The organism is Occultella gossypii (assembly GCF_019947135.1).
Taxonomy (GTDB): domain Bacteria; phylum Actinomycetota; class Actinomycetes; order Actinomycetales; family Beutenbergiaceae; genus Occultella; species Occultella gossypii.
The window spans coordinates 372,639-396,503 of record NZ_JAGSHT010000010.1 but is presented as its reverse complement, the minus strand read 5'-3'; the positions used below and the strand labels follow the sequence as shown (position 1 = coordinate 396,503).

The following is a 23,865-nucleotide window of genomic DNA, read 5'->3' as shown; positions in this document are numbered from 1 at the left end:
CGCCACCCGGTCAGGTGAGAGGCTTGGACGGTGACTCGTGTGGCTGCCATCGACTGCGGAACGAACTCCATCAGGCTGCTCATCGCGGACCGGTCCTCGGACCGCCGCTCACTGACGCATGTGGTGCGCCGGCTGGAGATGGTCCGGCTCGGGCAGGGTGTGGATGCGACCGGCCGGTTCGACCCGGTCGCGCTGGCCCGCACCCTCACCGCGACCGAGACCTACGCGCAGCTGTGCCGGGATCACGGCGTCGAGGCGATCCGGTTCGTGGCCACCTCGGCGACCCGTGACGCGAGCAACCGGGACGAGTTCCTCGACGGTGTCCGTGAGCGTCTCGGTGTTCCGGCGGAGGTGATCTCCGGGGCCGAGGAGGCATCCCTCTCGTTCGCGGGCGTGATCAGCGGGGTCGGGTCGCGGGCCGAGGGTCCCTACCTGGTCGTCGACATCGGCGGCGGCTCCTCCGAGCTGGTCCTCGGGCAGGCGAGCCCGACGGCGTCCATCTCGTTGGACATCGGATCGGTGCGCCTGACCGAGCGGCATCTGCGCGACGATCCGCCCAGCACGGCGCAGGTCGAGGCAGCCGCGGCGGACATCCGCGCGCTCCTCGACGAGGCCGCGGCACGGGTGCCGCTCGGCCAGGTGGCCACTCTGGTCGGCGTGGCCGGGTCGGTCACCACGGTCACCGCCCACGCCCTCGGCCTGGACACCTACCGCCCCGAGCGGATCGACGGGGCCATACTGCCCGTCGACGAGGCACTGGCCGCCTGCCAGGACCTGGTCGCGATGGACCGTGCCGAGCGGGCCGCGCTGCCCTACCTGCACCCCGGCCGGGTGGACGTGATCGCCGCCGGCGCGCTGATCTGGTTCGAGGTGATCTCGCGGGTGGTCGCCGAGGTCGCCGCCGCCGGGGGGTCGCTCACCCACGTGCGGACCAGCGAGCACGACATCCTCGACGGCATCGCGCTCACGGCCGGCCGGCCCGACACCCCTGACACCGCCACGCCCGATAGCCGATGAGGGCGGGCGGTCGCCCGCCCGGCGTCGACTACGCCTCCACACCGCGCTGGGTGCGGATCGCCAGCATCCCGGTCATGGTCGTCGCCGGGGCGCTGACGTCGGTGCAGGCTCTCGTCAACGGCACATTCCGCGCCGAGCTCGGCACCGGGATGCGTGCGGCCGGAGTGGCGGCCACGGTCTCGATGATCGGCGGGCTGACGACGATCCTGATCATCGCGGTCTCGATCCCGACGGCGCGGCGGGGCGTGGTCACGCTCGCACGCGCCATCCGGTCCGGCTCCTACCCGTGGTGGACCTTCGTCGGCGGCTGCGTCGGCGGCGTGTTCGTGCTCAGCCAAGCGCTGTCGGTGAGCGTGATCGGGGTGGCCCTGTTCGCCGTCGCCGCCGTCGCGGGCCAGACGACGGCGGCCCTGCTGGTCGATCGCACCACCCTGGCCCCGGGCGGCCCGCAGCCACTGAGTCCAGGGCGCGTCGTCGCAGCAGGATCGGCCGTCGCGGCGGTGCTGATCGCCTCCCTCGGCGGGGCTGCGACCGGGCCGGATGCCACCTGGGAGGTGGTTGTGCTGGTGCTTCTGCCGTTCCTCGGGGGAGCCGGCAACGCGTTCCAGCAGGCCGTGAACGGTCGGGTCGCCCGGATCGCCGGCCCGGTCCCGTCCACCGTCCTGAACGTGACCCTCGCGACCACGGTGGTGGTCGTGTTCCTGGTGGTGAGCCTGATCGCACCGGGGGAGGACCTCGGGGCGTGGCCGACGCAGTGGTGGATGTACCTGGCCGGCCTCATCGGGATCACCTTCATCTTCCTGGCGGCCGCGCTCGTGCATGTGCACGGCGTGCTCACCCTCGCGCTGCTGACCATCGCAGGCCAGGTGATCGCCGCGGAGGTGCTCAACGCGCTCACGCCGGGCGGCTCCGTCACGCCGGCCAGTGCGGTCGCCACCCTGCTCGTCGTCGTCGGGGTCACGGTGGCCCTGGTCACCGCGCGGCGGCGCTCGAGAGGCACGTAGCGCCCTCGCCCACGTTCCGCTGACCCCAGATGTGGGTCGCGCCTGCGCCGACCCGCGCTTCGCGTCAGCGGAGCCGAGCGCGGGCGCGCGGAGGGCGAGCTGAACAGTCGCCCTCATCGACTGCAATGGATTGCGGCGCTAGTATCTCGATACCCACTCTGGTACCTTCAACGCAAGCCAACAAACGATTGCAGGAGACAACGATGTCCCAGGAGACACAAGCGCGGATCGGGTGGATCGGGGCCGGGCGGATGGGCGCAGCCATGGCCAGGCGCCTGCTCGCCGCCGGGCACGACGTGGCCGTGTACAACCGGACCCGGACCAAGGCCGAGGCGCTGATCGCGGACGGCGCCTCCGTCGTCGACCGCCCCGCGGACCTGGCCGACCGGGAGGTCGTCTACACGATGGTCTCCACCGGCGCGGACCTGCACGCGGTGCTCTTCGGCGAGGGCGGCCTGTTCGCTTCAGGGCCCGGCCCCCGCCTGCTCGTCGACTCCTCGACCGTGGACCCGGACGAGGGCGAGGCGATCCGGGCGGAGGTAACCGCGCGCGGCACGCGGATGCTCGCCGCCCCGGTGTCCGGCAACGCCAAGGTCATCGATGCCGGCCGGCTCACCATCGTCACCTCCGGCCCCCGGGAGGTCCACGACGAGGTCGAGGCCCAACTGCAGGCGATCGGCCGCGCCGTCACCTATGTGGGCGAGGGCGAGCGGGCCCGCCTGGTCAAGATCTGCCACAACCTGTTCCTCGGCGTGGTGACCCAGTCCCTGGCGGAGATCACCGTACTCGCCCAGAAGGGCGGGATCAGCCGGGCCGACTTCCTGGCGTTCCTGAACGACTCGGTGATGGGCTCGACCTTCACGAAGTACAAGACGCCGGCGTTCGTGAACCTCGATCTGACGCCGACGTTCACCCCGGTGCTGCTGCGCAAGGACTTCGACCTCGGCCTGGCCGCGGGGCGTCGCCTCGATGCGCCGATGCCGGTGGCGGCCCTGGTGCACCAGCTCGTCTCCGCCGCCGTGGGGGAGGGGCACGTCAGCGAGGACTTCGCGGTGCTGCTCGAGCTCCAGGCCCGCGCCGCCGGCCTCACGCTCGAGTCCGAGGACGCGGCCGTCTCCGACGGCCTCAGCCGAGCCTGACGTACCTGCGACGAACCGACCCCTCGCGTACCTGCCAGCAACTGCGAACGGAAGGCCTGACATGGTGACCATGAGCCTGACCCCGTCCCCCGGCCGGATGGCCGTCGACTTCGAGGAGCGGGTCAACTACGACCGGCTGCGTGAGTACCGGCTGGCCCGGGCCCGCGCCGCACTGGACGCCTCGGAACTGGGCGCCCTGCTCGTCTTCGACGTCAACAACATCCGCTACCTCACCTCGACCATGATCGGCGAATGGGCCCGGGACAAGGTCGCCAGGTACGCGCTGCTGATGCGCGGCCGCGAGCCGATCGTCTGGGACTTCGGCTCGGCCGCGCTGCACCACGAGATCTATGCGCCCTGGCTGCAGCCGGGCAACTCCCGGCCCGGCATGCTCGGCCTGCGCGGATCCGTCGCTCCGGACGCCGGCCTGATCGCGCGCGCGGTCGCCGAGATCCGCAGCGAGCTCTCCGCGGCCGGCGTCGCGGACCTGCCGATCGGGGTGGACATCGCCGAGCTGCCGATGGTGCTGGAGCTGCAGCGCGTCGGGCTCGACGTCCGGGACGGCCAGCAGGTGATGTTGGACGCCCGGCAGATCAAGTCCGCGGACGAGATCGCCCTGCTCAGCACCGCCGCAGCGATGGTGGACGGCGTCTACCAGACGCTGTCCGAGGCCCTCAAGCCCGGCATCCGGGAGAACGAGCTCGTCGCGATCGCGAACAAGCAGCTCTACGACATGGGCTCCGACGACGTGGAGGCGATCAACGCCGTCTCCGGGGAGCGGTGCAACCCGCACCCGCACAACTTCTCCGACCGGCTGATCCGGCCCGGGGACCAGGCGTTCTTCGACATCATCCAGTCCTACATGGGCTACCGGACGTGTTACTACCGCACGTTCGTGGTCGGCCGCGCGACCGCGCCCCAGCGGGACGCCTACAGCCAGTGCCGGGAGTGGATCGACGCTGCGATCGACCTGGTCCGGCCCGGCGTGAGCACCGACCAGATAGCCCGGGTGTGGCCGAAGGCGGAGGACTTCGGCTTCGCCTCCGAGATGGCCGCCTTCGGGCTGCAGTTCGGGCACGGACTCGGCCTGGCCCTGCACGAGCGGCCGATCATCTCCCGGCTGAACTCCCTGGAGCACCCGATGGAGCTCCAGGAGGGGATGGTGTTCGCCCTCGAGACGTACTGCCCGGCCTCCGACGGGGTGTCCGCCGCCCGGATCGAGGAGGAGATCGTGGTCACCGCCGACGGCCCGAAGGTGATCACCCTGTTCCCAGCGGACGAACTGTTCGTGACGAACCCATACTGAGGACGAAGACCCGCGCAGGACCCAGGACACGACGGAGGACTTGAGATGCTGACCGACCTGGTGACCGGACTCGAGGTACCCACCGACCTCCTCATCGGCGGGAGGTGGAGTCCGGCCGACGATGCCTCGACGTTCGACGTGATCGACCCCGCCACCGCCGGGGTGATCGCGACGGTCGCCAACGGCACCGTCGCGGACGCCCGCCGGTGCGTGGACGCGGCCGCGGCGGCGGCCGCCGGCTGGGCCGCGACCGCCCCACGGGAACGCTCGAGCATCCTGCGCCGCGCGTTCGACCTGATGACCGAGCGCGAGGAGCAGCTCGCCGAGCTGATCGTGCGCGAGAACGGCAAGGCCTTCGCCGACGCCCTCGGCGAGGTGCGCTACGCGGCCGAGTTCTTCCGCTGGTACGCCGAGGAGGCGGTGCGCCTGCACGGCGAGCTGACGACTGCGCCGTCGGGCTCGAACCGGATCATGGTGGTGCGCCAGCCGATCGGCATCGCGCTGCTGATCACCCCGTGGAACTTCCCGGCGGCGATGGCCACCCGCAAGATCGGCCCGGCGCTCGCGGCCGGGTGCACGGTGATCCTCAAGCCCGCCTCGGACACCCCGCTCACGGCGCTCGCCGTTGGCGCCCTGCTGGCGCAGGCCGGAGTGCCCGACGGCGTGGTGAACGTGTTGCCGTCGCGGCGGTCCGGGCCGGTGGGGGAGGCCATCCTCGGTGACCCGCGGGTGCGCAAGCTCTCCTTCACCGGCTCCACCGAGGTCGGCCGGTCCCTGCTCCGGGTCGCCGCCGACCAGGTCATCTCCAGTTCCATGGAGCTGGGCGGGAACGCGCCGTTCCTGGTGTTCGACGACGCGGACCTGGACGCCGCGCTGGACGGCGCCATGGTGGCCAAGATGCGCAACGGCGGCGAGGCCTGCACCGCCGCCAACCGGTTCTACGCACAGGCGGGCATCGCCGAGGAGTTCACCGCGCGCCTCGCCCAGCGGATGGCCGGGCTCACGGTGGGCCCCGGGATCGACCGGGCCAACGCCGTCGGGCCCTTGGTCAACCAGGCCGCCGTGGACAAGGTGAGCGAACTCGTCGGGGACGCCGTCTCACGCGGGGCCACGGTGAGCACCGGCGGTGGGCTGATCGAGGGCGACGGCTACTTCTACGCGCCGACCGTGCTGGCCGGCGTGACGCCCGGATCGCAGCTCCTGGACGAGGAGATCTTCGGACCGGTCGCACCCGTGATGACGTTCGAGACCGAGGCGGAGGCCATCGCCCTGGCGAACGCCACCGAGTTCGGGCTCGTCTCCTACGTCTACACCGGCGACCTCGCCCGCGGGCTGCGGGTCAGCGAGGCCCTGGAGTCTGGCATGGTTGGCCTGAACCGAGGCCTCGTCTCCGATCCGGCGGCCCCGTTCGGTGGGGTGAAGCAGTCCGGTCTGGGGCGCGAGGGAGGTCACGAGGGCATGGTCGAGTACACCGAGTCGAAGTACATCGCGGTGGATTGGTGAGGCCACCGGGGGCGCGGGGAGCCACCCTCAAGGACGTCGCGGACCGGGTCGGTGTGCATCCGGGCACGGTCTCGCGCGCCCTCAACCCGGCCACCCAGGGCATGGTCAACCCGGACACGGTGCGCAAGGTCCAGCGCGCCGCCAAGGAGCTGGCCTACCGGCCGAACCCGATGGCGCGTGGCCTGAAGACCTCACGCAGCATGACCGTGGGCATCATCGTGCCGGACATCACGAACCCCCTGTTCCCGCCCATCGTCAAGGGCGCCGAGGCGGTGCTCACCGAGGCCGGGTACACCTGCCTGATCGGCAACACCGACAACGATATCCACCGGGAGCGGGACGTCCTGGAGGCCTTCATCGGCCGCCAGGTGGACGGGCTGATCGTGGCCAGCGCACAACTCGAGGACGAGGTGCTCCGACACGCGGCAGACGGGGACCGCCCGCTCGTACTGGTCAATCGGCGGGTTGAGGGTGCCCGGATCCCGCTCGTGGTCGGCGACGACGCCGGCGGCATGGAGATGGCCGTGCGGCATCTCGCCGAGCTCGGGCACACCCGGATCGCGCACCTGGCCGGCCCACAGTTCCTGTCCACCGGCCGAGCCCGCGCGCGGGCGTTCCGGCAGAGCATGCACGAGTTCGGGCTGACCGTGGACCCCAGCCTCGTCCTCGAGTGTGCGACCTACTCGGTCGAGGCCGGCGCCGCCGCGGCCGCGGCGCTGTTCGAGGCCACGGACGCCGCGAGCGCGCCGACCGCGATCGCCTGCGGCAACGACCAGATCGCGATCGGGACTTACGACGTTATGCGCGAGCGGGGCCTGCGCTGCCCGGAGGACGTGAGCGTGGTGGGCTACAACGACATGCCCTACGTGGACAAACTGGCCCCGCCGTTGACGACGATCCGGGTGCCGCACCCCCTGCTCGGCGCCGAGGCGGCGCGGATCATGCTGCGCCTGCTCACCGGCGAGGACACCGCGACGTCCGTGATCAGTCTGCCCGTCGAGCTGGTGGTGCGGGGCTCGACGGCGCCGCCGCGCTGACCAGCTGGGTGCGGTCCAGCGCCGGGTAGTCCAGGTAGCCGCGCGGACCTGGCGTGTACAGGTGGGCGTGGTCGATCGGGTTGAGCGGCGCCCGCACCGCGAACCGGGCCGGCAGGTCCGGGTTGGCCAGGAACGCCCGGCCGTAGGAGACCAGGTCCGCGAGCCCGGACCGCAGGATCTCCTCGCCGGCGTCGCGGGTGGTCTGGTCCCGGTTCTCGCCGACGTTCGCGATCAGGGTGCCGTGCCAGCGCGGGCGCAGGTCCGCCAGGGCCGGGTAGTCGTCGCCGTCGGTGAGGTGCAGGTAGGCCAGGCCGAGGCGGTCCAGCCGGTCCACGAGCGGCCGGTAGACCGGCCCCGGGTCGGCCTCGACCATCCCGAACTGCGGGTTACCGGGGGAGAGCCGGATCGCGGTGCGGTCCGCACCGATCGCGCCGGTGACGGCGGCGGTCACCTCGAGCGGGAACCGCGCCCGGCCTTCTGGTCCGCCGCCGTAGGCGTCGGTGCGCAGATTCGTGTTGTCGGCGAGGAACTGGTGGATCAGGTAGTTGTTCGCCCCGTGCAGCTCGACGCCGTCGAAGCCCGCGTCGATCGCGAGCCGGGCCGAGGCTGCGTAGGCGGCGACGGTGTCCGCGATGTCCCGCTCGGACATGACCTGGGGGAGCACCGGCGCCGTCTTGGTGCCGTCCGGCAGGTGCACCGAGGCGGCCGCGGGCACCGCGCTGGGCGCGATCGGCGCCGCTCCGTCCAGCCCGGCCAGCGGGTGTCCGTTGCGACCACCGTGCATGAGCTGGGCCCAGATCCGGCCGCCTCGGGCGTGCACCGCGTCGGTGACCTGCCGCCACCCCGCCACGTGCGCGGCGTCGGTCAGCCCCGGCAGCCGCCACCCGCTCTGGCCGCGACGGTCGGGGTAGATGCCCTCGCTGATGATGAGCCCGGCCGAGGCGCGCTGGGCGTAGTGCTCGGCGACGATCGGCAGCGGGGTGCCGTCCTCGGCCGCGCGGTAGCGGGTCATCGGCGCCATGACGAGCCGGTTCGGCAGCTTCAGGCGGTCGCGGGAATAGGGGCGCAGGAGCAGGTCGTTCGACATGTCGGAACGGTAGGACCTCACACCGGTGTCAGATTCGAGTGCGAGTCGGCCGATGGCGACAGGAGGCGCGATGCGGATCGGGGAGTTGGCGCGGCGGACCGCGGTCAGTGAGCGGTCGCTGCGGTACTACGAGGAGCAGGGACTGCTCGCCGCCCGGCGCACCGGGGGTGGGCATCGGGAGTTCACCGAGTCCGCCGTCGATCGGGTGATCCACATCCAGGAGCTGTTCGCGGCCGGGCTGTCCAGCCGGACGATCGCGGACGTGCTGCCCTGCATGCGGGACTGCGACGGTGGTCCCGCGGCAGTGGCCACGCCGTCCTTGGTGGAGACGCTGCTCGGCGAGCGGGCCCGGATCGACGCCAGGATCGCGCAACTCGCCTCGTCCCGCGAGGTTCTCGACGAGGTCATCGAGGCTGCTTCGGGGGCGTGAGGCCGTCGCCGGGGTACGCTCGCCGGGCGGCCGTGACGGCCACCGCGAACGGTGCCGACGCCAGGGCGAACCCCCACGCGAACGCCTGGTAGTGGCCCTCGGCCACCGCGCCCGAACCGAGGGCGGTCCCGAGTGCGCTGCCCAGGAACAGCCCGGACGCGAACAGGCTCACCGCGACGGCCCGCGCCGCCGGGACCACCTCGGTGATCCACTTCTGCATGGTGGAGTGCGCGAACGCCCAGGCCGCTGCGAGCAGTGCGCATGCCGTGAACACGCCCGCGGCGCCCTGATCGACGACGAGCGCGGCGAACGCCGCCGTGGCCGATGCCGCACCCACGCCGATCAGGAAGGCCGGGCTGCGCCGTCGGGCCTGGCGTTTCACGACCACCGCGAAGACGACGATGAACGCCCCGTACGCGGCCGTCACGACCCCGGACAGCGCGGTGCTCATCCCGCCGGCCTGCAGCAGCGTCGGCAGGAACGGCAGCGCGCCGAGGAACAGGGCTCCCTCGATGGCCACCAGAACGATCACCGTCACGGCCCAGCGGTTCGTGACCACGCGCCGCACCGAGGCGCCGATCGGCAGTCGCGGGCCGGTCCGCTCCGGTTCGGGTAGTCGCCGCAGGGCCATGACCAGGCCCAGGACGAGCACACCCCCGACGGCGAACGGGAGCCGCCAGTTCATCAGGTCGGCGAGTGCGGCCGCCCCGAGCGTCGCGGCGGCCATGCCGAGGGCCGTGGCCGTCATGATGTCCGCCAACGGCCCGTGCCGGTCCCGCGACTCGACGGAGTCCCCGACGTAGGTCAGCGCCGTCGGCACCGCCGCCGAGAACGAGGCTCCGGCCAGCGCGCGCAACACCATGAGGATCTCGATGGTGGGCGCCGCCGCGGAGGCGAGCGTGGCCAGGCCGCCCAACGCCAGCGCCAACCGGAGCGCGTTCACGCGGCCGATCCGGTCCGCGACGAACGCCCACAGCACCTGCGTGCAGCCGTAGCCGATGAAGTAGACGGTCGCCGTGGTCGCGACCGCGGCGACCGTCGTGTCCAGGTCATCGGCGATCGGCAGCAGCAGTGGCGCGATCAGCATCCGGTCGACGGAACTCAGGAATGCGGCCGCCAGGAGCAGGCGCAGGGAGCGCCCCGGTGCGGAGATGGCGGCCTCGTTTCCGGGTCATCGCCGACCCCGACGGACTGCAAACGGTTGCTTGAATCTAGGCTGAGGGTGCGCCGTCGTCAAGGCGAACACTACCCGGCGCGGCGCGGGGCGACGTGCCGGCGGCGAGCGCCTCCGTCGGCCTCGTGGGCGGTGACAAACGGCGCGATGTCAAGGGTAACGCCGCCGTCGAAGTCGGATGGCTGATTCATTGACGGATGTCGCCGGGGTCGGATAGCGTCACACCAACACATCTGGATCCGCCGCCGGAGCACTGTGGCGAGAACGGCAAACGATTGCAGATGAATCCGCGCTCTCGAGTGCGAAGTACCTCGGTTGATGGCAATGATGCACAGGAGGAACTGATGAGCAGGTGGACCTCACGACGGCGCCGGACCTCGGCGTTGATCGCCGGGATCGGTGCCACGGCACTGATCCTGAGCGCGTGCAGCGGCGGTGGCGACGAGGGCGGCGACGATGTCGCGGAGGGTGGCGACGAACCCATCTTGATCGGGATCTCGCTTCCGCTCACCGGCGACTTCGCCGAACCGGGCCAGGGCGTGCAGCGCGGCTACGAGCTCTGGGCGGAGACGGTCAACGCGAACGGCGGGCTGCTCGGCCGCGAGATCGAGCTGAAGATCGTGGACGACCAGTCCAACGCGGACCGGGTCGTGGCCGACTACGAGGCGTTGATCACCCAGGACGAGGTCGATCTCGTGATCGGCCCGTTCTCGAGCCGGCTGGTGCTCGCCTCGGCCCGCGTGGTCGACGAGTACGGGATGCTCTTCGTGGAGCCCGCCGGTGCGGCCGCGAACATCTTCGAGGCGGGCTACGGCAACCTCTTCTACGCGGCGCCGGCGATCGCCGACGACCACTACAACTACCTCTACGACTACATCATGGAGATGCCCGAGGAGGAGCGTCCGCAGACCGCCTCCTACGCCACGATGGACGACCCGCTCGCTCAGGGCGCCGCCTACGGACTCAAGGACAAGCTCGAGGAGGCCGGCATCACCACGCTCGTCGACGAGGTGTACCCACCGAACACCACCGACTTCTCCGGGATCGCCGCGGCGCTGGCCGAGGCGGATGCGGACCTGTTGGTCGGCGGCACGCAGTACCAGGACGGCGTGAACATGATCGTCGCGGTGCAGCAGCTGAACTACCAGCCGCGGATGGCTGCGTTCACCACGGCACCGACGCTGCCGGAGTTCGTGGACGCCCTCGGTGACGGCGTCGAGGGTGTGCTCGCCCCCACCGGGTACTCGCCGACCGCGGACTATGAGGGCAACGCCGAGTTCGTCGAGGCGATCGCGGAGCTGTACGACCGCGAGCCCAGCGAGGACGAGGCGAACGCCTACACCGCCGGGCAGGTGGTCCAGGCGGCGGTCGAGGCGGTCGGGTGCGCCGAACAGGGAGAGTGCCAGCAGGAACTGATCGACTGGCTGCACTCCAACACGGTGCCGACCGTGGTCGGTGACCTCGCCTGGGACGAGGCCGGCCGCCCGAACGGGGCCCACTTCATCCAGCAGTACGTGGCCGGCCAGCCGGAGATCGTGCTGCCGGCCGACCAGGCCACGGCGGAGTTCATCAACGTCAAGCCGGAATGGTGACCTGAGGCCTCATGTCGCTCTTCGTCCAGAGCCTCATCCTCGGGATCCTGCTGGGTGGGCTGTACGCCCTGCTGGCCTCGGGACTGACGCTGTACTTCGGGGTGATGCGGGTGGTGCAGATCGCCCACTCCGCATTCCTGATCCTCGCGGCCTACCTGGCCTGGTTCTTCGCGACCAGGACCGGGTTGGACGCGCTCCTCTCACTCGTGATCACCGTGCCGCTGTTCTTCGTCGTCGGGGTCGGCCTGCAGCGCCTGCTGATCACCAGGCTGAAGCCGGCCACGCTCACGATGATGTCGGTGCTGCTCACGTTCGCGATCGCGCTGATCATCGAGGGCATGCTCGGGTTCGTGTTCACGGGCGTCCAGCGCCGGATCCACTTCAGCTACGGCTCGGCGAGCGTGCCCCTGTTCGGGGCCGAGGTGCCGGTGGTCAAGCTCGTCGCGTTCGCGCTGGCCGTGCTCGCGCTGGGTGCGCTGTGGCTGATCCTGAAGAAGACCGGGTTCGGTCAGGCGCTGCGGGCCACGATCCAGAACAAGGAGGCGGCGCAGCTGGTCGGGATCAACACCGACCGGGTCGCCAGCTACGGCTTCGGGCTCGGACTGGCGACCGCCGCCGTCGGGGGGACCGCGCTGGCGATGGACGCGACGATCTACCCGTCCCTGCACTGGCACTGGATCGGGCCGCTGATGGCGATCATCGTGGTCGGCGGGCTCGGGTCGGTGCCGGGGGCTGCGATCGCGGCGATGGTCCTCGGGATCTCGCAGTCCCTGCTGCAGATCCCGCTCGGGACCACCTGGGCGCAGACCGTGTTCTACGTGGCGCTGTTCGTGACGCTGATGGTGCGTCCGCAGGGATTCTTCGGAGGTCGCCTTGCGCAACGCTTCTGAGACGCTGGAGCTTGAGCGCGCCCTGACGGGTGCCCGCTGGCTGACCGCGGCGAGGGTGATCGCCCTCCTGGCCCTCGCCGCGGTGCTGGTGGTGTTTCCGCAGACCACGAAGGTCGGGTACCTGCTCTCCACCGGCGTGGTCATTCTCAACTACGCGGTGACCGCGACCGGCTGGAACTTCATGGGCGGCTTCACCGGGTACATCTCGCTCGGCCACGCCGCCTACTTCGGCCTCGGCGCCTACGGCACCGGGATCCTTGTGGTGAAGGCCGGCATCTCGCCGTTCCTCGCGCTCGCCCTGGCGGCGCTGATCGTGGCGGTGATCGCGGTGCCCATCGGGATCGCGGCCCTGCGGGTGCGGGGCGCCTCGTTCGTGATCGTGACGATCGCGTTCGTGCTCATCCTGCTGCTGATGTTCCAGTCGATGGGGTCGATCACGGGTGGCTCCGGTGGGCTCTCGCTGCCACGGCCGTTCCCGGACCTGATCCGCACCGACCACCACCGGACCTTCTACTACATCTACCTCGGCCTGCTCGCCGTGATGCTCCTGGCCTGGTGGGCCATCGACCGGTCCCGGTTCGGGATGGGCCTGAAGGCGGTCCGCGAGGACGAGGACAAGGCGCGCTCCCTCGGGGTGCCGACGACCGGCGCCAAACTGGTCGCGTTCATCCTGTCCGCGTTCTTCACCGGCCTCGGCGGCGGGCTCTACGCGCTCTGGTTCGGTGACCTGGACCCGGTGTTCCAGTTCTCGATCATGATGGGCGCGTACATGGTACTGATGGCCCTCCTCGGGGGCGTCCGGTCCCTGTTCGGCCCGCTGCTCGGCGCCCTCGTGGTTGGCATGGCGATCGAGTTCTTCAAGGCCCAGTACGGGGACACCCAGTTCCACCTGGTCGCGACCGGACTGCTGCTCGCCGTGGTGGTGCTGTTCATGCCGGAGGGCGTGATCCCGGCCGTGAAGGGCCTGTTCGCCCGGTTCGGGCCGCAGGCATCCTCGATCCGGGAGATCAGCGCGGCGGACCTTGCTGCCGAGCGGGACGCCGAGGAGGCGAGCAAGCCATGACCGTCACCCTCGAGGTCGCGAACCTGAGCAAGTCCTTCGGTGGCGTGCACGCCGTGGTCGACGCGAGCGTGTCCTTCCAGCCCGGCAAGGTGAACGCCATCATCGGGCCGAACGGCTCCGGCAAGACCACGTTCTTCAACTGCGTGACCGGGATGATCCGCGCCGATGCCGGCACAGTGACGCTCGCGGGCCACGACGTCACCAGGGCTTCCCCGGACCGGATCGCCCGGCTCGGACTCGGCCGCAGCTTCCAGGTGTGCCGGATCTTCCCGCGGATGACGGTGCTGGAGAACCTGCTCGTCGCGGTCAAGAACCCGTCCCTGACCGGTGCCCTGGGCTCCGCGAAGAACCCGACGGCGATCGCGGCGGCCCGGGTGTGGCTGCGGCGGGTCGGCATCGACCACCTCGAGCACGCCGAGGCGCGCAACCTCTCCTACGGGCAACAGAAGCTCCTGGAGCTCGCAGGCGTCCTGATGGGCGATCCCGAGATCATCATGCTGGACGAGCCCGCCGGCGGCGTGAACCCCGCCCTGATCGGGCGGATCTCCGCTTTGATCCGGGAGCTGAACGCCGAGGGGCGCACGTTCGTGGTCGTCGAACACAACATGGAGCTGGTGATGAGCCTGTCCGATCACGTGGTGGTCTTCGACCGGGGCCGACCGATCGCCGAGGGCGACCCGGCGCACGTGCAGGCCGACCCGCGAGTGCTGGAGGCCTACCTTGGCGTCTGAACAGCCCACGTCGCCCGCGCCCGAGCCTGGGTCCGAGACCGCGCCTCGGACCGGGGCCGCGAACCTGCTCGAGCTGAACGGGATCGAGGCCGGGTACGGCCGGGCCGCCCTGGTGCTGCGCGGGCTGACCGTGAAGGTCCCGCCGCGTACGATCGTGTGCCTCGTCGGACCGAACGGCGCCGGCAAGTCAACCGTGCTGCGGGTGGCGAGCGGCATGCTCACCCCGCGCGCCGGGGAGGTCCTGGTCGACGGCGTCGACGTCACCCGGCAGGGGCCCCAGGAGCGGCTCGCCAGCGGCCTGGCCCATGTGCTCCAGGGGCACAGCGTGTTCCCCGAGATGACGGTCGAGGAGAACATCCGCCTCGGCGCCTACTCGGTCAAGGACCGGGCTCTGGTCGCCGAGCGGACCGCGTTCGTGAAGGACCTGTTCCCCGTGGTGGGGGAGCGGTGGACCTCGCTCGCGGGCCTGCTCTCCGGCGGCCAGCAGAAGCAGGTGGAGTTCGCCCGCTCGCTGATGGTCGACCCGAAGGTGGTGCTGCTGGACGAACCGTCGATGGGCCTGGATCCGAAGACCACCGCGGCCGTGTTCGAGCAGATCGTCACGATGCGCGACGCCGGCACGGCCGTGCTCCTGGTCGAGCAGAACGCCCGCCGGGCCCTGGAGACGGCAGACATCGGCTGCGTCCTCGACCTCGGCCGGTTGCACATCACCGGCCCGGCCGCGGACCTGCTCGCGGACCCGGAGCTGTCCGCCTTGTATCTGGGCGGGCGCCCGCACGAGCGGACGTAGTACGGGGTGTTCAACCCCGGCTGAGGACCGCCACGATGAAGTCCGAGTCCGGCGCGAACGGGCGCAGGTCCCAGGTGGAGAACAGGGCGTCCACGCTCAGCCCGGCCGTCGCGGCATCGGTGCGGAACGTCTCGAACTCATAGCCTCGCCCGGCGCCGAAGCCGATCACGGCACGGCCGCCGTCGTTCAGGTGCCCGCGGAACCGGCGCAGCACCTCCACCTCCGTGCCGGTGGCGAGGAACGTCATGACGTTCCCCGCGCAGACGATCACGTCGAAGCCCTCGGCGACCCCCGCCGTCGGGAGATCGAGTTCGGACAGGTCGCCGACGAGCCACGTCGGGCCCGGGTGATCGGCCTGGGCCGCCTCGATGAGCACGGGGTCGACGTCCACGCCGACCACCTCGTGCCCGGCCTCGGCCAGGAACGCGCCCACCCGGCCCGGCCCGCAGCCGGCGTCCAGGACCCGCGACCCGCGCGGCAGCATGGCGTCGATCAGGCGCGCCTCACCGGCGAGGTCCGCGCCCTCCGCAGCCATGGTCCGGAACCGCTGCACGTACCAGTGCGAGTGCTCGGGGTTCTGGTCGACCTTCTGTTCCCACTTGCTCGGCGTGCGCACGCCTCATGCTACGTCGAACAGTTCCGGGTGCTCGACCAGCGCCTTGCGGGTCCGGCGGATGTGCAGGGCCTGCAGCGCCTCGGCGTCCTGGGGGTCGCGGCGGCTGATCGCGTCGACCATCAGGTGGTGCTCATGATGGGTGAGGTGGCTGTGCTGGATGTCCACGAGGATCGCGAACGCCCGCCGGTAGTGCTGGGTGGTGTTCCAGAGCCGGCGGACCTGGGCGGCGAGCGACTCCGACGCCGCGCCGCTGAAGGACAGCATGTGGAACTGCCGGTCCAGGACCAGGAACGTCTCCAGGTCCGCGAACTCCATGGCGTCGGCGAGGCGGTCCAGCTCGGACACGGCCGGCTCGCTCAGCGACGGGATGGACTCCGCCAGCAGCAGCGGCTCCAGGCGTTCGCGGATCAGGTAGGCCTCGGTGCACTCGGTCAGGCTCAGCCTGGCGACCCACGCACCGGTGTTCGCGACCAGGCGAACCAGGCCCTCGGCCTCGAGCAGTCGCAGGGCCTCGCGGACCGGGAGCCGGCTCGCCCCGAACCGTTCGGCGAGGTCCTCCTGGCGGATCCGTGCGCCCGGTTCGAGGTCGCCGGCCAGGATCTGCGCGCGCAGGCCCGCGACGATGCGCTGGGACGCGAGGGCGTCCGCCCGTGGGGTGCTCGCCACGCCGCTCCCTTCGGTCAGTCGTTCGGATGTGCCGGGTGCCAAAGTAGCGTCGTCGCGGACTTCTCGTACTCCTTGCCGCCGGGGTAGCTGACGAGTTCGAACTGCATGCCCCAGGGCGCGAGGAAGTAGACCCAGCGCTGCCCGGTGTTGTGCCGGGAGCTCGCGGTCGGCTCCCCGAGTACCCGGATGCCCTGCTCACGCAGGTAGGCGACCGCGGCGTCCAGGTCCTGCACGTAGAACGCGAGGTGGTGCCCGCCGATGTCGCTGTTGCGAGGTTGCGGGGCAGCCGGGGTGGGCGGGTCGTAGGCGAAGACCTCGAAGTTCGGTCCGGTGCGGCACCGGAAGAACCGGTTCTCGCGCATCACGGTGCGGGGCTCCACGTTCAGGTGCTCGGCCATCCAGTCGCCGTGTGGGTCGGCGAACGGGCCGAGCGAGTACAGCCACTCGCAGCCGATCACATCCACGAAGAACCGGGTGGCCTCCTCCAGATCCGGGACGGTGAAGCCGATGTGCTCGGTGCCGACGAGTCCGGGCAATGCCATGGGATCCTCCTCTGCCCGCCCACCACGGTGCGAGCGGTAGCTCGCCCAAATGTATCCATACGGGACGTAACTGGCCAGATCTACCCCGCGATCGCCGTCATGCATCTTGTTATTGGATCCAATCGAGTCGTATCCTGAGGGCGGCCCTCCCGTTCCACGCCGCCGTCGAAGGAGAACTGCGATGCCGCAGGTCAACACGCTCACCGCCTCGGTCCCGTGGCTCGAGGTGCGGAGCACGCCGCAGGACTGGGACGACGCGGACCCGGCGCTGCTGGCGACGATGCTCGGCCAGCTGCACCTGATCCGGGCGTTCGAGGAGACCGTGCTGGAACTCGCCGGCGCGGGCCTGGTGCACGGCCCGGCGCACTCGAGCATCGGGCAGGAGGGCGGCGCCGTCGGATCCATCGTCGGGCTGCGCACCTCCGACGGCGTGAACGGGTCGCACCGCGGCCACCACCAGTTCCTCGCGAAGGCGATCTCGCACGTCAGCCCGAGCCTCGACCTCGCCGCGCTCGTCACCGCCGACATCCGCACCGTGCTGAGCCGCACCCTCGCGGAGATCCTCGGCCTCGCCCCCGGCTTCTGCAGCGGCCGCGGCGGGTCGATGCACCTGCAGTGGCACGAGGCCGGTGCGCTCGGTACGAACGCGATCGTCGGCGGGGGAGTGCCGTTCGCCGCGGGCAACGCCTGGGCGCAGCGGCACGCCGGCACCGATGACGTGACGTTCTCCTACTTCGGCGACGGCGCCGTGAACATCGGGTCGGTGCTGGAATCGATGAACCTCACCGCCGCCTGGGACCTGCCGCTGTGCTTCTTCATCGAGAACAACCTCTACGCGGTGTCGACGAGTGTCGCCGAGGCCACCGGGGAGCCGCGGCTGTCCGGGCGCGGGCCCGGCTTCGGGATCCCCGCCTGGCGGGTGGACGGGATGGACCCGCTCGCCGTGCACCTCGCCACCGCGCAGGCCCTCGCGCACCTGCGCGCGGGCAACGGACCGGCCGTGATCGAGGCGGAGGTCTACCGGTTCTTCCACCAGAACGGCGCCTACCCGGGCAGCGCGTTCGGCTACCGCAGCAAGGACGAGGAGGCCGCCTGGCGCTCGCGGGACCCGCTCGCGCGCGTCGCCACCGAGATGACCTCCCGGGGCCTGCTCACCGACGACGCGGCCGTGCGCGAGCAGGCCACCGGCGCCATGGCCGAGGTCGCCGCCGATCTGCTCGAGGCGGACCCGGACGGCAAGCCCGGCAGCCGCCGGATCCGGCCCGGGTTGTGGCCGGAGCGCACCTTCGTGGACGTCGGCGTCCGGGGCGATGCCCGCGAGCTCGACGGTGGCCGCACGCTGGAACTGGCCGGATACACCGGCGAGCTCACCGAGCGCAGCCTCGTCGAGTGCGCCGCCGCCGTCATGGGCCGCCGCATGGAGACCGACGAGCGGTACGTGGTGCTCGGCGAGGACGTGCACAAGCTCGCCGGCGGCACGAACGGCGTCACCAAGGGCTTGCCCGCGCGGTTCCCGGGCCGGGTCCTGGGCACCCCGATCTCGGAGAACGCGTTCGCCGGGCTCGGCGGCGGCATCGCCCTGGACGGCCGGTTCCGCCCGGTGGTGGAGTTCATGTATCCCGACTTCATGTGGGTGGCGGCCGACCAGGTCTTCAACCAGATCGGCAAGGCGCGGCACATGTTCGGCGGCACCAGCGCGGTCCCCCTGGTGCTGCGCACGAAGGTCGCCGCGGGCAGCGGCTACGGTTCCCAGCACTCGATGGACCCGGCCGGCATCTACGCGACCAGCCCTGGCTGGCGGATCGTGGCGCCGTCCACCCCGTTCGACTACATCGGCCTGATGAACACCGCCCTCACGCTGGATGACCCGGTGCTCGTGCTGGAGCACGTGGACCTGTACCCGACCACCGGCCAGGTGCCCGTCGACGACCTCGACTACCGCATCGAGCTCGGCCGGGCGTCGGTACGCCGGGAGGGCAGTGCGGTCACGGTGCTGAGCTACTTGAGCATGGTCAACCACGCCCTCGAGGCGGTCGAGCAGCACGGCATCGACGCCGAGGTGATCGACCTGCGCTGGCTCGACCGGGCCAGCCTCGACTGGGAGACGGTCGGCGCGTCCATCCGCAAGACGAACACGGTGCTGATCGTCGAGCAGGGCGCGGTCGGCACGTCCTACGGCGGCTGGCTGTCGGATGAGATCAACAGGCGGTTCTTCGACTGGCTCGACCAGCCCGTGCAGCGCGTGCATGGCTCCGAGGCGTCCCCGAGCATCTCCAAGGTCCTCGAGCGTGCCGCGATCGCCCGCACCGACGAGGTGCTCGCCGCCCTCGAGCGCGTCGCCACGATGGAGGTGTGAGCGATGCCCACCCTCGTGCGGATGCCGGAGGTCCTCGCGAACACCACCGAGGGGGTGCTGGCAACCTGGCTCGTCGCGGAGGGCACGGGCGTGAGCGTCGGCCAGCCGCTCGCCGAGATCGAGACCGAGAAGGCGGTGGTGGAGTACCAGGCCGAGTCCGACGGCGTGCTCGGACGCCGGCTCGTGGCCGCGGGAGCGACGGTCGACGTCGGCGCACCCATCGCGGTGCTGCTCGCCCCCGGTGAGGACGACGCCGTGCTGGCGGCGTTCCTCGCGCAGGTGGGGCAGGGGGACGCAACGCCCGACGGCGGAGTGGGCCCGGGTGGTCGGGTCTTCGCCAGCCCCCTCGCCCGCAAGCTGGCCCGCGACCAGGGCCTCGACCTCGCCGTACTGCGCGGCTCCGGGCCGCGCGGGCGCATCGTGCGCCGGGACGTCGAGGCCGCCGCGAGTGCGGCGAGTGCCGCGAGCACCGCAGCGACCACGGACGCCGTCCGGGACGAGCGGGCGACCGCCGTCGGGCCTGACCGGACCGGAACACCAGCCGCTGCCTTCACCGACGTCCCGCACACCCGGATGCGGCGTGCCGTCGCGCGACGCCTCGCGGAGTCCAAGGCCACCGTGCCGCACTACTACCTGACCGCGGAGGTCCGCGTCGATGCGCTGCTGGACCTGCGCCGTCGGATCAACGCCGACGGTGGTCACCGCGTGTCCGTGAACGACCTCGTGGTCCGAGCAGTCGCCGCCGCGCACGAACGGGTGCCGGACCTGAACGCCATCTGGACCGACGACGCGGTGCGCACCTTCGCCGGGGTGGACATCGCCGTGGCCGTGTCCACCGACCACGGGCTGTACACGCCGGTGGTCCGGGGCGTGGAACGGATGCGTCTGCGCGAGCTCAGCACCGCGATCGCCGACCTGGCTACCCGGGCGCGCGAGCGGCGGCTGCGCCAGGACGAGCTCGAGGGCGGCTCGTTCACCGTCTCCAACCTCGGCAGCTACGGTGTGCGGGAGTTCGCGGCGATCATCAACCCGCCGCACGCGGGGATCCTCGCCGTCGGCGTGGCCGAGCAGCGGCCGGTCGTCACCGACGGTGCCCTGGGCGTGGCCACCGTGATGACCTGCACGCTGTCCGTGGACCACCGGGTCGCAGACGGCACCCTGGCGGCGCGCTGGCTGGAGGCATTCACCCGGGTCGTCGAGGAGCCGGTGAGCATGCTGGTCTGAGGCCGTGGCTACACGGACTCCAGCGCCCGGAGGGTTGGCCGCCGTGCTGGTGGTCCCGGAGCGCATCATCGACCACCCACGTCGTCGATCTTCGACAAGCTCGGGCTCGGCTGGGACGCTGGCGAGTCGACGTGTGCAGCCCGCGGCCACCTGAGTCCAGGCCGACCTCGAGCAGCGACGTCGGGTCAGCTGATCGACTCTGCGTGGCACGGTCCGCGCGCCTCCATCGCCTGCTCGTTTTCCCCGGATTCACAGGGGTTTGGGGGTGTTGTCGGTGGTCGGTCATAGTGTTCTGGGTATGGCGCGGGATCAGGCGGGCGGTGCGGCCCCGAGCGAGGGCGGGGGCTCCTCACGGGTGCAGTTCTGGCCTGCCGAGCCGGGCTCGGTCCGGGTGCGGCTGGCCTCGGAGAAGTCCACCTTGGAGACCGTTCTGACGGCGATGGTGGCGGCGTGGGAGGCGCTGCCGGAGGCGGCCCGGCTGGCGCAGATGCTCCCGACGCCGGCGTTGCTGACACGTATCCAGGCGTTGGATCTGGATGAGGTTGATGATGCGACGTTGGTGGAGGTCGCGGCCGCGGCGCGTCGGGTGCAGGCGGCCGCGCAGGAGACGTTGACGAGGGCGGCGGCGATCCTGGCGGAGCGGGCCACGATGAACCAGCCGGGGTTGGCGTTGGTGACCGATGGGGAGGCGAGCACCGCGGGGGAGGAGCTCTCGATCCGGTTGACCGCGCCGAGGAATGAGTGTTTGTCGTTGGTCCGGCAGGGCATCATGCTGACCACGGTCCTGGCCAAGACCGGTATCGAGTTGCGGCTGGGTCGCATCGATGCGGCGAAGGCGAAGGCGATGGTCGAGGCGTTGCATGAGGTGCCGTGGCAGGCCGCGATGGCGGTCGAGGACCTGGTGTTGCCCAAGGCGCCGGGTCGCACGCCGCAGCAGTTGCGGCGTGATGTCGCGAAGGCGCTGATCAGTGTTGATCCTGAAGGCGCCCATGAACGTGCCCAACTCAGGGCGCGTGGGCGTAAGGTCACCCGCCCTCGGGCGTTGCCGGATGGGGCGGCGTCGATGTGGATTGAGGGACCTGCCCCGGATGTGTTGGCGTTGGATATCGCGCTGGACGCGGCGGCCCGGGCCGCGAAGGCCGAGGGTGATGACCGGACCCTGGATCAGTTGCGATTCGACACCCTCGCCGGGGTCGGCTCCCACGCATTGGCCACCGGTGAGTTCCCCGATGGGACTTCGTTGGCTGCGACGGTCGGTGGGCGCCGCCCGGAGATCCACGTGATCGTCGCGATCGAGCACCTGTTGCCCCCGGACGCCCTCGCGGACCGGGACACGGTCACGGTTGCGGGCCAGAACTCTGCCCCGGACCGCCCACCCGCGGCTGCCCGTGGAGCGATCCCGGACAGCCCACCCGCGGCTGCCGGTGGAGCGGTCCCGGACAGCCCACCTGCGGCCGCCACCGAAGCCGGCACGCATGCCACCCCCGGTGCGGCTGCGCCCACGACCGGTGCGCCCCCGACCGGTGCGCCCACGAGGCATCGGTGTCGGGATCCGTTGTGCCCGAACTCCGCTATGCCCCGGCAGCCCGGCGGGACTCCTGTGCCGCCGGTGGATCCGCATGCGGATCATCCGGATCCGCCGACTCGTTCGATCGACCCGGAGTCGGTGCCGATCCTGGCCGGGTATGGGCCGATCACCCCGGCCACGGCGCGGGCGATCGCGGCGGGTGGGATCTGGCGGCGGCTGGTCACCGACCCACTCTCGGACACGGTCCTGGACCTCGGGCACACCCGGTACCGGCCCACGCAGGCGTTGGCCGATCACATCGTGGCCCGGGACCGCACCTGCGTGCGGCCCTGCTGCTCCCGCCCCGCGGGCGGCTGCCAGTTGGACCACAACGTCCCCTGGGTCGAGGCGCCGGAGGGCTCCGAGGAGCCCGGCGACCCCTCCGGTGGGCGGACCTCTCACGACAACCTGTCGCCGCTGTGCGGTCGGGACCACAACGTCAAGACCCACGGCGCCTTCGAGGTCGAGCAGACCGAGCCCGGCGTGTTCGAGTGGACCACCCCGGCCGGGCTGCGCTACCGCCGCGAACGCGACGAGACCACGACCTTCCTCGGCCACATCATCAACGACACCCTCCACCCACCACAGCCACCCGACGCACCACCACCCTTCTGATGTGGCAGGACGAGGTCAGCCGGGTGGGGCCGGGCACGTACCCGCGACGGCCCGGGCCGTCCACTGTCGTGGCTAAGGTGAGTGGATGACCGACGCCCCTCACACGCCGGCGATCGACGCGCTCGAGGCGTCCGGCATCCCGTTCACGGTGACCACCCACGGACGGGTCGGTTCGCTCGCCGAGGCTGCCGCGGCCCGCGGCGTGGAGCCGGGGGACATCGTCAAGACGATGGTGGTCCGTCGGGCCTCCGGTGACTACCTGTTCGTCCTGGTACCCGGGGACCGGACCATCTCGTGGCCGAAGTTGCGCGCCCTGCTCGGCGTGAACCGGCTCTCCATGCCGGACGCCACCAGGGCCCTCGAGGTCACGGGATACGAGCGCGGCACGATCACGCCGTTCGGCGCCAGCACCGCGTGGCCGGTGATCGCCGACGAGCGGGTCGCCGGGCGGCAGATCTCGATCGGCGGTGGCGCCTTCGGAGTGGCCGCGACGGTCGACGGCGACGATGCCATTCGGGTTCTCGGCGCCCAGGTCGCGGACGTCACCGACCCGGAGGCTTGAGCCCGTGGGCCCGGTGGGGGAGGCGCTGCCCCACCCGATCACAGGTGAGCCGTTCACCTCTCCGGTCCCGCCCGGGTCCGGGTGGCCCGGTGATCCGGCCTCCGCGCGCACCCCGCGGGCACGGACTCCCGCGGACGTCGTGCGGCTCGCCGAGCGCGCCACCCTGGCCCAGGTCGACGCCCGCAGCAGCGTCTGTTCGGCCTGCCCGCGGCTGGTCTCCTGGCGCGAGGACGTGGCCCGCACGAAACGACGGGCGTTCGCGGACCAGCCGTACTGGGGCCGTCCCGCCGCGAGCCTCGGGGACCCCGAGCCCACCCTGCTGATCGTGGGCCTGGCACCCGCGGCGCACGGGGCGAACCGCACCGGGCGGATGTTCACCGGGGACCGGTCCGGGGACTGGATCTTCGCGGCCCTGCACCGGGCCGGCTACGCGACCCAGGGGACGTCCGTCGCGGCGGGGGACGGGCTGGAGCTGCACGGGGCGCGGATGGTCGCGACCGTGCGGTGCGCCCCACCGGACAACAAGCCGACACCCGACGAGAAGCACGCGTGCGCGCCCTGGCTGCACCGCGAACTCGACCTGCTGTCCGACGGGCTCACCGCGATCCTCGCCCTCGGCGGCATCGCCTGGCAGGCCACGTTCGCGGCGCTGTCCGATCTCGGCTGGGGCATCCCGCGGCCGCGGCCCAGCTTCGGGCACGGGGTCACCGCACGGGTCACCACCCCGGGCGCGCCGGCGACCACGTCCGGCGCCCGGGCGACCGGCCCGGGACGTAACGGCAGCGGCGGACGCGAGATCGCCGTCGTCGGCAGTTATCACGTCTCCCAACAGAACACCTTCACCGGACGGCTCACCGAGGCGATGCTCGACGATGTCCTGGCGCGCTGCCGGGACGGGTCCGGTGGTGCGCAATCACACACTGCCGACGGGGTCGATCCGCTCTAAGGTTGAAC

General features: G+C 71.4%; 22 protein-coding genes. 17 read left to right on the top strand and 5 right to left on the bottom strand.

The features are described from left to right. The first annotated feature begins 30 nt into the window (after positions 1-30). The 6 genes from KCQ71_RS10825 to KCQ71_RS10800 all read left to right on the top strand — a co-directional run bounded on the left by KCQ71_RS10825 (position 31) and on the right by KCQ71_RS10800 (position 7,006). Entirely contained in the window at positions 31-1,017 is a 987-nt protein-coding gene (locus KCQ71_RS10825; protein WP_223405677.1) for a Ppx/GppA phosphatase family protein, read from the top strand. After that, entirely contained in the window at positions 1,014-2,021 is a 1,008-nt protein-coding gene (locus tag KCQ71_RS10820) for a DMT family transporter (RefSeq protein ID WP_223405675.1), read from the top strand. Before KCQ71_RS10825 ends, KCQ71_RS10820 begins: the two co-directional genes overlap by 4 nt. 203 nt (positions 2,022-2,224) lie before the next feature. After that, entirely contained in the window at positions 2,225-3,160 is a 936-nt protein-coding gene (locus KCQ71_RS10815) for an NAD(P)-dependent oxidoreductase (RefSeq protein ID WP_249422802.1), read from the top strand. A 70-nt stretch (positions 3,161-3,230) separates the two neighbouring features. Next, positions 3,231-4,466 carry a M24 family metallopeptidase gene (locus tag KCQ71_RS10810; protein WP_223405671.1) on the top strand — a complete coding sequence of 412 codons (1,236 nt, stop codon included), beginning with the start codon at positions 3,231-3,233 and terminating at the stop codon, positions 4,464-4,466. A gap of 45 nt (positions 4,467-4,511) precedes the next feature. Beyond that, positions 4,512-5,969, top strand: coding sequence for an NAD-dependent succinate-semialdehyde dehydrogenase (locus tag KCQ71_RS10805; protein ID WP_223405669.1), 1,458 nt, complete (start codon positions 4,512-4,514; stop codon positions 5,967-5,969). Further along, a complete protein-coding gene (locus tag KCQ71_RS10800) occupies positions 5,966-7,006 on the top strand; it encodes a LacI family DNA-binding transcriptional regulator (RefSeq protein ID WP_223405667.1) in 1,041 nt (346 codons plus the stop codon). The genes KCQ71_RS10805 and KCQ71_RS10800 overlap by 4 nt, the downstream gene beginning before the upstream one ends. Here the strand turns inward: KCQ71_RS10800 and KCQ71_RS10795 are convergent. Further along, the gene (locus KCQ71_RS10795; RefSeq protein WP_223405665.1) at positions 6,954-8,093 is read right to left on the bottom strand and encodes an alkene reductase; all 1,140 of its coding nucleotides are present in this window, start codon (positions 8,091-8,093) and stop codon (positions 6,954-6,956) included. The two genes, KCQ71_RS10800 and KCQ71_RS10795, sit on opposite strands and share 53 nt — an antisense overlap. A gap of 70 nt (positions 8,094-8,163) precedes the next feature. Here KCQ71_RS10795 and KCQ71_RS10790 point away from each other — a divergent pair, with 70 nt between their 5' ends. Continuing rightward, on the top strand, positions 8,164-8,523 hold the full coding sequence (locus KCQ71_RS10790; RefSeq protein WP_223405664.1) for a MerR family transcriptional regulator: 360 nt from the start codon (positions 8,164-8,166) through the stop codon (positions 8,521-8,523). Here KCQ71_RS10790 and KCQ71_RS10785 read toward each other — a convergent pair. Next, on the bottom strand, positions 8,498-9,643 hold the full coding sequence (locus KCQ71_RS10785; protein ID WP_283248657.1) for an MFS transporter: 1,146 nt from the start codon (positions 9,641-9,643) through the stop codon (positions 8,498-8,500). The two genes, KCQ71_RS10790 and KCQ71_RS10785, sit on opposite strands and share 26 nt — an antisense overlap. Before the next feature lie 398 nt (positions 9,644-10,041). On the opposite strand from KCQ71_RS10785, the gene KCQ71_RS10780 reads away from it, so the two are divergent. Genes KCQ71_RS10780 through KCQ71_RS10760 form a run of 5 tightly spaced genes read left to right on the top strand, consistent with a single transcriptional unit; the run spans position 10,042 to position 14,763 of the window. Further along, positions 10,042-11,289, top strand: coding sequence for an amino acid ABC transporter substrate-binding protein (locus KCQ71_RS10780; RefSeq protein WP_223405662.1), 1,248 nt, complete (start codon positions 10,042-10,044; stop codon positions 11,287-11,289). A gap of 11 nt (positions 11,290-11,300) precedes the next feature. Beyond that, a complete protein-coding gene (locus KCQ71_RS10775; protein WP_223405660.1) occupies positions 11,301-12,179 on the top strand; it encodes a branched-chain amino acid ABC transporter permease in 879 nt (292 codons plus the stop codon). Continuing rightward, on the top strand, positions 12,163-13,242 hold the full coding sequence (locus KCQ71_RS10770) for a branched-chain amino acid ABC transporter permease (RefSeq protein WP_223405659.1): 1,080 nt from the start codon (positions 12,163-12,165) through the stop codon (positions 13,240-13,242). The genes KCQ71_RS10775 and KCQ71_RS10770 overlap by 17 nt, the downstream gene beginning before the upstream one ends. Beyond that, positions 13,239-13,973, top strand: a complete 735-nt coding sequence (locus KCQ71_RS10765; RefSeq protein WP_223405656.1) for an ABC transporter ATP-binding protein — start codon at positions 13,239-13,241, stop codon at positions 13,971-13,973. Before KCQ71_RS10770 ends, KCQ71_RS10765 begins: the two co-directional genes overlap by 4 nt. Then, positions 13,963-14,763 carry an ABC transporter ATP-binding protein gene (locus KCQ71_RS10760; RefSeq protein WP_223405654.1) on the top strand — a complete coding sequence of 267 codons (801 nt, stop codon included), beginning with the start codon at positions 13,963-13,965 and terminating at the stop codon, positions 14,761-14,763. The genes KCQ71_RS10765 and KCQ71_RS10760 overlap by 11 nt, the downstream gene beginning before the upstream one ends. Before the next feature lie 10 nt (positions 14,764-14,773). On the opposite strand, the gene KCQ71_RS10755 is transcribed toward KCQ71_RS10760, so the two are convergent. From KCQ71_RS10755 to KCQ71_RS10745, 3 genes are read right to left on the bottom strand one after another with little or no spacing between them, the layout of a single operon-like run. Continuing rightward, positions 14,774-15,379 (bottom strand): class I SAM-dependent methyltransferase, encoded by a 606-nt coding sequence (locus KCQ71_RS10755; protein WP_223405652.1) that lies wholly within the window; start codon positions 15,377-15,379, stop codon positions 14,774-14,776. Positions 15,380-15,382: 3 nt separating this feature from the next. Continuing rightward, complete coding sequence (locus KCQ71_RS10750) at positions 15,383-16,045, bottom strand: GntR family transcriptional regulator (RefSeq protein ID WP_223405650.1); 663 nt, start codon at positions 16,043-16,045, stop codon at positions 15,383-15,385. A 14-nt stretch (positions 16,046-16,059) separates the two neighbouring features. Next, positions 16,060-16,587, bottom strand: coding sequence for a VOC family protein (locus tag KCQ71_RS10745; protein ID WP_223405648.1), 528 nt, complete (start codon positions 16,585-16,587; stop codon positions 16,060-16,062). A gap of 181 nt (positions 16,588-16,768) precedes the next feature. Here KCQ71_RS10745 and KCQ71_RS10740 point away from each other — a divergent pair, with 181 nt between their 5' ends. From KCQ71_RS10740 to KCQ71_RS10720, 5 genes are all read left to right on the top strand, one after another. Further along, a complete protein-coding gene (locus tag KCQ71_RS10740) occupies positions 16,769-18,943 on the top strand; it encodes an alpha-ketoacid dehydrogenase subunit alpha/beta (protein ID WP_223405646.1) in 2,175 nt (724 codons plus the stop codon). Between the two features lie 3 nt (positions 18,944-18,946). Next, positions 18,947-20,167: a 2-oxo acid dehydrogenase subunit E2 gene (locus KCQ71_RS10735; RefSeq protein ID WP_223405645.1), complete on the top strand. Its 1,221-nt coding sequence runs from the start codon at positions 18,947-18,949 to the stop codon at positions 20,165-20,167. Between the two features lie 298 nt (positions 20,168-20,465). After that, complete coding sequence (locus KCQ71_RS10730) at positions 20,466-22,349, top strand: HNH endonuclease signature motif containing protein (protein ID WP_223405643.1); 1,884 nt, start codon at positions 20,466-20,468, stop codon at positions 22,347-22,349. A gap of 85 nt (positions 22,350-22,434) precedes the next feature. Beyond that, positions 22,435-22,911 (top strand): aminoacyl-tRNA deacylase, encoded by a 477-nt coding sequence (locus tag KCQ71_RS10725; protein WP_223405641.1) that lies wholly within the window; start codon positions 22,435-22,437, stop codon positions 22,909-22,911. 13 nt (positions 22,912-22,924) lie between these two features. After that, positions 22,925-23,857 carry a uracil-DNA glycosylase gene (locus tag KCQ71_RS10720; protein ID WP_308116629.1) on the top strand — a complete coding sequence of 311 codons (933 nt, stop codon included), beginning with the start codon at positions 22,925-22,927 and terminating at the stop codon, positions 23,855-23,857. Positions 23,858-23,865 lie beyond the last annotated feature (8 nt).

Bases quoted from the DNA above. Each gene is read 5' to 3' on its own strand.
- KCQ71_RS10820 (WP_223405675.1), top strand. From the start codon at position 1,014: ATGAGGGCGGGCGGTCGCCCGCCCGGCGTCGACTACGCCTCCACACCG.
- KCQ71_RS10815 (WP_249422802.1), top strand. From the start codon at position 2,225: ATGTCCCAGGAGACACAAGCGCGGATCGGGTGGATCGGGGCCGGGCGG.
- KCQ71_RS10810 (WP_223405671.1), top strand. From the start codon at position 3,231: ATGAGCCTGACCCCGTCCCCCGGCCGGATGGCCGTCGACTTCGAGGAG.
- KCQ71_RS10805 (WP_223405669.1), top strand. From the start codon at position 4,512: ATGCTGACCGACCTGGTGACCGGACTCGAGGTACCCACCGACCTCCTC.
- KCQ71_RS10795 (WP_223405665.1), bottom strand. From the start codon at position 8,093: ATGTCGAACGACCTGCTCCTGCGCCCCTATTCCCGCGACCGCCTGAAG.
- KCQ71_RS10790 (WP_223405664.1), top strand. From the start codon at position 8,164: ATGCGGATCGGGGAGTTGGCGCGGCGGACCGCGGTCAGTGAGCGGTCG.
- KCQ71_RS10780 (WP_223405662.1), top strand. From the start codon at position 10,042: ATGAGCAGGTGGACCTCACGACGGCGCCGGACCTCGGCGTTGATCGCC.
- KCQ71_RS10775 (WP_223405660.1), top strand. From the start codon at position 11,301: ATGTCGCTCTTCGTCCAGAGCCTCATCCTCGGGATCCTGCTGGGTGGG.
- KCQ71_RS10765 (WP_223405656.1), top strand. From the start codon at position 13,239: ATGACCGTCACCCTCGAGGTCGCGAACCTGAGCAAGTCCTTCGGTGGC.
- KCQ71_RS10745 (WP_223405648.1), bottom strand. From the start codon at position 16,587: ATGGCATTGCCCGGACTCGTCGGCACCGAGCACATCGGCTTCACCGTC.
- KCQ71_RS10740 (WP_223405646.1), top strand. From the start codon at position 16,769: ATGCCGCAGGTCAACACGCTCACCGCCTCGGTCCCGTGGCTCGAGGTG.
- KCQ71_RS10735 (WP_223405645.1), top strand. From the start codon at position 18,947: ATGCCCACCCTCGTGCGGATGCCGGAGGTCCTCGCGAACACCACCGAG.
- KCQ71_RS10730 (WP_223405643.1), top strand. From the start codon at position 20,466: ATGGCGCGGGATCAGGCGGGCGGTGCGGCCCCGAGCGAGGGCGGGGGC.
- KCQ71_RS10725 (WP_223405641.1), top strand. From the start codon at position 22,435: ATGACCGACGCCCCTCACACGCCGGCGATCGACGCGCTCGAGGCGTCC.